The organism is Streptomyces sp. KR55 (assembly GCF_052245645.1).
Classification (GTDB): Bacteria; Actinomycetota; Actinomycetes; order Streptomycetales; family Streptomycetaceae; genus Streptomyces; species Streptomyces flavusporus.
In genome coordinates, this window is sequence record NZ_JBQQCE010000499.1 from 1 (window position 1) to 7,098 (window position 7,098).

The window sequence follows — 7,098 nt, forward strand, 5'->3', positions numbered from 1 at the left end:
GCGGGTACCGGACGGTGGCCGTGGACGGGCGGGGGCAGTTCGAGTCGGACGGGCCGACGGACGACGAATCGGCGTACACGCAGCCCGAGTTGGCGCGGGACGTGCTCGCCCAGGCCGAGGCCGTCGGCACGCCGGTGCATCTCCTCGGGCACTCTCTGGGCGGGCAGATCGCCCGGGCCGCGGTCCTGTTCGACCACTCCCCCTTCCTCTCGCTCACCCTCATGGCCTCGGGCCCGGCGCAGATCTCCGTCTCCCAGCAGCAGCGCGTGAAGCTGCTGCGGGACGCGCTCGCCGTGATGAACATGACCGAGGTGTGGGAGGCGATCCAGGCCATGGGCCCACCGGAGGACGTCGGCGGGCCGGCCCGTGGCCTCGGCGGTCCGGAACTGCTGCGCCGCCGCTGGCTCGGCAACAAACCGGCCCAACTCATGGCGACGGGCCGCCAGTTGTGCACGGAGCCGGACCGGGTCGCCGAACTCGCCGCGGTTCCGCTGTCGTTCCACGTTCTGTCGGGTGCACGCGACGACACCTGGCCGGTGCCGCTGCTGGACGACATGGCCGCACGACTGGATGCGCACCGCACGGTCGTGGAGGGCGCCGAACACTCACCGAACGCGGACCAGCCCCTGCCGACGGCCCGCGCGATCGCCGGCTTCTGGGACCGCGTGCCCCGTTAGTACTGCGTCTGCAGGTGGTTCCAGAACCCGTCCCGCAGTGACCGGCGCAGGTCCGCCTGGCCGCGCAGCGAGTACTGAAGGATGCCCTCCGCCTCCACCAGCAGGTCCTGGTCCACGGAGCCGGGGAGATACGGATGGCCGGGCAGCAGTTCCACCAGGGCCTCCCGCCCGCGCGCGGCCAGCCACTTCGCCGCGATCTGCGCGCCGACGAAGCGGACGTCCTCCCGGGTGGGCCGGGTGGCGCCGGTGGCTTCGTAGGCGGCGGTGCGCCGGGAGACGTACGGCTTGAAGAATTCGAGGTCGAGGGTGCGCTGGCTGTCGACCTCCCAGAGGAGGGGCTCCGCCTGGTTGCGGCCCTCGGGAGCCTCGATGCCCCACAGGTGCACCCGCGCCCCGTATCCCTGCGCCGCCTCGACCGCCGACACCAGGTCCTCGTCGCCGCCGAGGAGGGCTGCGTCGCTGATGGCGCGGTGCCGGGCGAGGGACTCCAGGTCGGTCCGGATCAGTGAATCGACGCCCTTTTGCTGGTTGTTGGCGTTGAGGTTGCCCAGGCGGACCTTCACGTCGGGCAGTTCGGCGATGGACTGCTGCTCGGCGGTGTGGATACGGCGCCGGGCGCCGTCGTACCAGTAGACCCGCAGCAGCCGGCTGTCCGCGAAGACCGTGCGGGCCCGGTCGATGAGCGCGTCGATCAGCCCTTCGGCGTCGAGGTCGAAGGCCCGCCGGTCCTCGGTGCCGGCGACGAGCCGTCCCGCGGCCGCGTACAGATACCCGGCGTCGACGAAGATGGCGTGGGTCGAGGGTGTCTTCGCCACCTCGGCGAGCATGCGCTGCAGCAGCTCGTTCGTGCGGTCGATACGGGCGGACAGGGCCGCGAGGTCGTCGTTCATTGACTCCATTGTCCCGCTGGTCACGCTGCGAACACAACCAGTCCCGGTTAGTCTCGAACCAGCGGCTTACCGGACGGTAATTAGCCGTTCGAAAATTTTCTTTAGCGTAGGGAATGTTTGTAACAGACGTGCTGTTCCATACCTATGGAACCCGGGCACATCCGCCCCATGGGCTCTCCATCAGTAGTTCTCCTCAGGAGGATGACCAGACGAAGGGAGAAGCCATGCGCTTCGAAATCATGCGACTCGACGACGTGGACGGCACGCCCGTGGACACGACCGTCGTGGACGCCGCCTCCGTCAACCGGATCGTTCAGCAAGCCGCCGCCATCGGACAGCGACTGTGGATCCGTCCGGCCGACACCTCGGCTTCATAACACGGATCACCCATCCAAGCTTCAGGGCCCCGTACGGTCACACCGTACGGGGCTCTGCTGTTGCCGCCGGGGCCGGTCAGCACACCTAGCTGCCCTGGATCACCTGCGTGACCCCGTTGATGATCTGCTGCACGGCGATCGCGGAGAGCATCATCCCCGCGAGCCGCGTCACGAGGACGACACCGCCGTCCTTGATGATCCGGATGATCACCAGGGAGTAACGCATCACCAGCCACAGGACGACATGGATGGCGAGGATAGCGGACCACACCGACACCTGCGTGCCGACGCTGTCCGCCTTCTGCACGGCCAGGATGACCGACACGATCGCACCGGGCCCCGCCAGCAGCGGCATACCCAACGGTACGAGGGCGACGTTGACGTCCTTGGTCTGCTTGGGCTCGTCCGTCTTGCCGGTGAGCAGGTCGAGCGCGATCAACAGGAGCAGCAGCCCGCCGGCGATCATCAGCGCGGGCACCGACACATGCAGGTAGTTGAGGATCTGATGCCCGAGCACCCCGAAGACGGTGATGACACCGCCGGCCACACAGACGGCCTGGAACGCCATCCGCTTCTGCACCTTGGCGGGCCGCCCCGCGGTCAGGGCGAGGAAGATCGGAGTGATCCCAGGGGGATCCATGATGACAAAAAGGGTCAGAAAGAGAGAGCCGAAGACGGCGACGTCGAACATGGGGAAGTACAGGCCTTGCGAGAAGTGAACGGACGTGAGCGTGGGGGTGGTGCGCCTCAGGCCCCGCCGGTCCCCGGCACCGGGAACGCCCCGGTCGCCCTCCGGGTGATCTCCCCGTACACCTCGGGGTCGGTCGCGTACTCGCCCAGCGAGACGGTCTTGCGGCTGCCGTGGTAGTCGCTGGAACCGGTGACCAGCAGCCCCAGCTCCTTGGCCAGCCCGCGCAGCCGCGCCCGGGTGTCCGGGTCGTGGTCCATGTGGTCGACCTCGATGCCGTCGAGCCCGGCGGCGGCCATCTCGACGATCGCCGATTCCGGCACCGTACGCCCCCGCTTGGCGGCGCCGGGATGCGCGAACACCGCAACACCACCCGCGCCCTTGATCAGCCGGATCGCCTCGAAGGGGTCGGTCTCGTGCTTCTCCACGAAGGCCCGCCCGCCGTCGGCCAGCCAGTCCTGCGTGAACGCATCACCCACGGTCGGTACGACACCCAGTTCGACCAGCGCGGAAGCAACGTGCGGCCGGCCGACCGAGCCGTCACCGGCGATCCGGGCGACCTGCTCCCAGGTGACCGGCACACCCAGCTCGTTCAGCTTGGCGATCATGCCCTTGGCCCGCGGCACTCGGTCGTCGCGTACGAGTTCGCGCTCGGCGAGCAGCGTGGGCTCCTCGGCGTCGAAGAGGTAGGCGAGCATGTGCATGCTGATGCCGTCGATACGGCAGGACAGCTCGGCGCCGGTGACAAGGGTGAGCCCCTCCGGCAGCGCGGCGATCGCCTCGGCGTGCCCGCGGGTGGTGTCATGGTCGGTCAGCGCAACGACGTCCAGTCCGGCCGCGGCGGCATTGCGCACAAGCTCGGCCGGGGTGTCCGTGCCGTCGGAAGCGGTGGAGTGGGTGTGCAGATCTATGCGCACGACGCGGACTCCAGGCGATGACGGGACGGCAGGGACGCCCCAAGGATAGCGGGTCAGCAGGCATGACCGTGTCATAACCGCAACACCGGTTCGCCCCCTACAGACGGCTGTCAGTCGCCGAGTAGGGGCGCGGGGCTGTGTCGATATGCGACTCTGCCGCGATGGGGGTCCCCCCGCTCGAGCGAAGCCGAGAGCGGGGGAGCGACCAGCCACAACAAACCCGCAGCCGGCCACCGGCCACAACCCACCCCGAACCTCACCCGCCCTTACGGATGAAGCAGGCGCGGCGACAACGCCCCGCACGGCACCAGATCCACCTCGGCCCCCGCGTCCCGCACATCCGTCAGCACCAGCTCGTCGTACATCAACAGCCCCGACTGCTCGGGCCAGACGACCGCCCACAGCCACAGCCCGCGCGCCTCGCCCGCGAAGACCGCACGGTCGGCCGGACCGCCGGAGACATGCCAGAGCGGAGTGGGGCGGCCGGCGGCCAGCACCTTGGCCTGGGGCGGCTTGCCGACGTCCATGTACGGCCCCGGGTCCGGCCCGTCGATGCCCGCGTACCGCGCGCCGAGGCCGACGCCGAGTTCCTCGGCGACCAGGATCAGTTCGCCTATGCCGCCGAGCGGGCCGGGGCCGGAGCAGGCCACGGCCGTGGCGCGGCCGCCGCTTCGGTCGTCACCGGCGCAGGCCACGCCCGTGAACAGCCAGCCGACCGGTAGCGGCCACGGCATCCACACCGGTACCTGCGTGCGATGCACCACGACACTGAGGGCCTCGACGCTGGGCGGGATCACGGGCTGCAGCGGATGCACGGTGCCGTGGACATCGCACTGCCAGGAATCGGCGAAGAGTCCGGGAGCCCTGACCCGGCCACCACACTTCGGGCAACTGGGTTCGCCCCTCATAGGGCTCCACGGTCCTACCCCGGCTGCGCCACGTCAAGGACGATCACCCGTCCGGGCGGAACGCCCGGGCCGGGAAAAGGGGTTGGGTGAGCTTCCTCACTCCGGATTCAGTCCAGTGCGACGGACTTGCGTGCCGGGTCCCTGAGATCGGTCCCGTGTGTCAGCCACCGCTCCTGGAGGGCCTGCGCGCCGTGCACCCGCTTCCACGCGGCCTCGTTGGGAGTCATGGGCAGCAGGGGCAGGAACCGTACGGGATCGAGGGGCTCGTCCAGCTCCAGGTCCTCGACCAGCCCGCCGGGCTCGGCCACCAGGACGGAGGTGAACGGGGCACCGGGCCACAGCGGCTCGCCGACGTCGAGCGAGGCGCCGGGTGCCACGACCACACCCTCGACCTGCGGAGACGCGGCGAGCACGGCGAGCGGACGGAGCACCTTGTCGGTGTCGGCGACGCCGGACCGCACGGAGAGGACCAGCTCGGCGCGGGGCCCCTTGACCGGGTCGGCGAGCACCGCGGTGGGGTCGGCCATGGGCTGGGCGGACATGCCGAGCGTGGCGTAACGGACGACGTCCCCCTCCTGGAAACGCAGCACCTCGATGCGGTCGGTACCGAGGAAGGTGACCGCGGCGCGCGCGTCCGGCTCACCCAGCGCGGTGCGCAACCGGGCCTCGACCAAAGGGAGAACATCAGCCATGCAGCGAGCATAGAACTCGTCAGGGCCGGGCAAACGAGCGCCTTGACACTGCAGTCGGCTGATACTCTTGGCCAGGTTCGGGGCAGCACGCAGAAGCGTCGCGGTCAAGTCCCGACGCCGACGACACTCCCTTACGAGGGACCGGCCGGAGGAGGTGGGGCTGCAATGGACCGAAGTCGACCGTGCAGTACCACCCGCTCTTCCGACCGCTGACGTAGCTCTGGCTCTGCCGGCTGCCACCTCTCGTTGCGTATCTCCACGCGGAAGAGCACTTCGTTTCGCTTTGCCTGATCTGTCTGACCTGCATCAGCAGCTGAATCAGCAACGAAGGTCACCACCGCGACGGTGCGGTGCTCCCCGCTTTGTGGACGTGCCAAACATCCCGCAAGTCAGGACGTCCCCATTCCGGGCAGTTCCACCCGTCGCAGCGGACCTTCGCTGCTCGTTGCGAAGGAGCCTGCCATGTCGATGATCCGCGACCTGCGAGCTGCGGTCCGTCCGTCGCGTCCGGTGCTGCGCAAGGACACCGGGGCGTACGACACCACGCGCGACCCCGGGACGACCTCCGCCGTCGTCGACTGCGCCATCTACCGCGACGGCGCCCGCGTCGAGCCGTCGAAGCCGCTGACCCCGCACGAGGCGATGCGCCGGGTGCGGCGCGACGGGGGCTTCGTGTGGATCGGTCTGCACGAGCCGACCGAGGCCGAATTCGCCGGTATCGCCAGTGAGTTCGGGCTGCACCCGCTGGCGGTCGAGGACGCCGTCCAGGCGCACCAGCGGCCGAAGCTGGAGCGCTACGACGACTCCCTGTTCACCGTCTTCAAGACCATCCACTACGTCGAGCACGACGAACTCACCGCCAACAGCCAGGTCGTCGAGACCGGCGAGGTGATGTGCTTCACCGGCCGGGACTTCTTCATCACCGTCCGGCACGGCGGCCAGGGCTCGCTGCGGGCGCTCAGGCACCGGCTGCAGGACGACCCCGAGCTGCTCGCCAAGGGCCCCTCGGCGGTGCTGCACGCGATCGCCGACCACGTCGTGGACGGCTACATCGCGGTCGCCGACGCGGTGCAGGACGACATCGACGAGGTGGAGACGGAGGTGTTCTCGCCGGGACGCAAGGGGACGCCGCGCGGTACGGACGCCGGACAGATCTACCAGCTCAAGCGCGAGGTCATGGAGTTCAAGCGGGCGGTGTCACCGCTGATGCGGCCGCTGCAGCTGCTCAGTGAGCGGCCGATGCGGCTGATCGACCCCGACATCCAGAAGTACTTCCGGGACGTCGCCGACCACCTGGCCCGGGTCCAGGAGCAGGTGACCGGCTTCGACGAGCTGCTCAACTCCATTCTCCAGGCCAACCTCGCGCAGGCGTCCGTCGCGCAGAACGAGGACATGCGGAAGATCACTTCCTGGGCCGCGATCATCGCCGTACCGACGATGGTCTGTGGTGTGTACGGGATGAACTTCGATTACATGCCGGAACTGCGCTGGAAGTTCGGGTACCCGATGGTGCTCGGGATCACGGCGATGATCTGCTTCGGCATCCACCGGACGCTGAAGCGCAACGGATGGCTGTGAGCGGCCTCGTTACGCTTCTCCCATGACTGGTGAGCTGCTCGAGAGGGCCCTCGTCGAGGAGGCCACGAAGAAGTCCGGCCTCATCTGGGTGAAGGGGCCCGGTGCTGCGGCCCGTGCCCTGTGGCATGTGTGGCACGAGGGTGCGGCCTGTGTCGTCGGCGACGGGCCGGGCGAGCAGCCGCTGCCGGGGCTGGCCGACGGGGCCGCGGCCGAGGTGACCGTCCGCAGCAAGGACAAGGGTGGCCGGCTGGTCTCCTGGACGGCGAAGGTCGTGGAACTGACGCCCGGTTCCGAGGCGTGGGAGGCCGCCGTCGCCGAGTTGAAGGGCAAGCGGCTCAACGCACCCGACGGTGAGGCGATGACCGAGCGGT

9 protein-coding genes are annotated in these 7,098 nt (G+C 69.2%); 4 read left to right on the forward strand and 5 right to left on the reverse strand.

Features of this window, described 5'->3' with window-relative positions; translation table 11 throughout:
• A partial coding sequence (locus tag ACTWQJ_RS43175) for an alpha/beta fold hydrolase (RefSeq protein WP_443311871.1) occupies window positions 1-677 on the forward strand: 677 nt, incomplete at its 5' end.
• On the opposite strand, the gene ACTWQJ_RS43180 is transcribed toward ACTWQJ_RS43175, so the two are convergent.
• The gene (locus tag ACTWQJ_RS43180; RefSeq protein ID WP_443311874.1) at window positions 674-1,576 is read right to left on the reverse strand and encodes an NYN domain-containing protein; all 903 of its coding nucleotides are present in this window, start codon (window positions 1,574-1,576) and stop codon (window positions 674-676) included. The genes ACTWQJ_RS43175 and ACTWQJ_RS43180 overlap by 4 nt on opposite strands.
• A gap of 215 nt (window positions 1,577-1,791) precedes the next feature.
• On the opposite strand from ACTWQJ_RS43180, the gene ACTWQJ_RS43185 reads away from it, so the two are divergent.
• Window positions 1,792-1,944: a hypothetical protein gene (locus ACTWQJ_RS43185; protein ID WP_129801357.1), complete on the forward strand. Its 153-nt coding sequence runs from the start codon at window positions 1,792-1,794 to the stop codon at window positions 1,942-1,944.
• 85 nt (window positions 1,945-2,029) lie between these two features.
• Here ACTWQJ_RS43185 and ACTWQJ_RS43190 read toward each other — a convergent pair whose 3' ends face one another.
• The 4 genes from ACTWQJ_RS43190 to ACTWQJ_RS43205 form a co-directional block, all read right to left on the reverse strand.
• Entirely contained in the window at window positions 2,030-2,635 is a 606-nt protein-coding gene (locus tag ACTWQJ_RS43190) for a MarC family protein (protein WP_129801356.1), read from the reverse strand.
• A gap of 56 nt (window positions 2,636-2,691) precedes the next feature.
• Entirely contained in the window at window positions 2,692-3,549 is an 858-nt protein-coding gene (locus tag ACTWQJ_RS43195) for a PHP domain-containing protein (RefSeq protein WP_385510730.1), read from the reverse strand.
• Between the two features lie 266 nt (window positions 3,550-3,815).
• Window positions 3,816-4,457: a DUF6758 family protein gene (locus ACTWQJ_RS43200; protein WP_129801354.1), complete on the reverse strand. Its 642-nt coding sequence runs from the start codon at window positions 4,455-4,457 to the stop codon at window positions 3,816-3,818.
• Window positions 4,458-4,564: 107 nt separating this feature from the next.
• Complete coding sequence (locus ACTWQJ_RS43205) at window positions 4,565-5,149, reverse strand: suppressor of fused domain protein (RefSeq protein ID WP_443311872.1); 585 nt, start codon at window positions 5,147-5,149, stop codon at window positions 4,565-4,567.
• A 462-nt stretch (window positions 5,150-5,611) separates the two neighbouring features.
• Here ACTWQJ_RS43205 and ACTWQJ_RS43210 point away from each other — a divergent pair, with 462 nt between their 5' ends.
• Together ACTWQJ_RS43210 and ACTWQJ_RS43215 are read left to right on the forward strand one after the other, a co-directional pair.
• Window positions 5,612-6,727 (forward strand): magnesium and cobalt transport protein CorA, encoded by a 1,116-nt coding sequence (locus ACTWQJ_RS43210; protein ID WP_224738250.1) that lies wholly within the window; start codon window positions 5,612-5,614, stop codon window positions 6,725-6,727.
• Between the two features lie 22 nt (window positions 6,728-6,749).
• On the forward strand, window positions 6,750-7,098 hold a 349-nt coding region (locus tag ACTWQJ_RS43215; protein WP_443311873.1), incomplete at its 3' end, for a hypothetical protein.

Bases quoted from the DNA above. Each gene is read 5' to 3' on its own strand.
- ACTWQJ_RS43180 (WP_443311874.1), bottom strand. From the start codon at position 1,576: ATGGAGTCAATGAACGACGACCTCGCGGCCCTGTCCGCCCGTATCGAC.
- ACTWQJ_RS43185 (WP_129801357.1), top strand. From the start codon at position 1,792: ATGCGCTTCGAAATCATGCGACTCGACGACGTGGACGGCACGCCCGTG.
- ACTWQJ_RS43190 (WP_129801356.1), bottom strand. From the start codon at position 2,635: ATGTTCGACGTCGCCGTCTTCGGCTCTCTCTTTCTGACCCTTTTTGTC.
- ACTWQJ_RS43200 (WP_129801354.1), bottom strand. From the start codon at position 4,457: ATGAGGGGCGAACCCAGTTGCCCGAAGTGTGGTGGCCGGGTCAGGGCT.
- ACTWQJ_RS43205 (WP_443311872.1), bottom strand. From the start codon at position 5,149: ATGGCTGATGTTCTCCCTTTGGTCGAGGCCCGGTTGCGCACCGCGCTG.
- ACTWQJ_RS43210 (WP_224738250.1), top strand. From the start codon at position 5,612: ATGTCGATGATCCGCGACCTGCGAGCTGCGGTCCGTCCGTCGCGTCCG.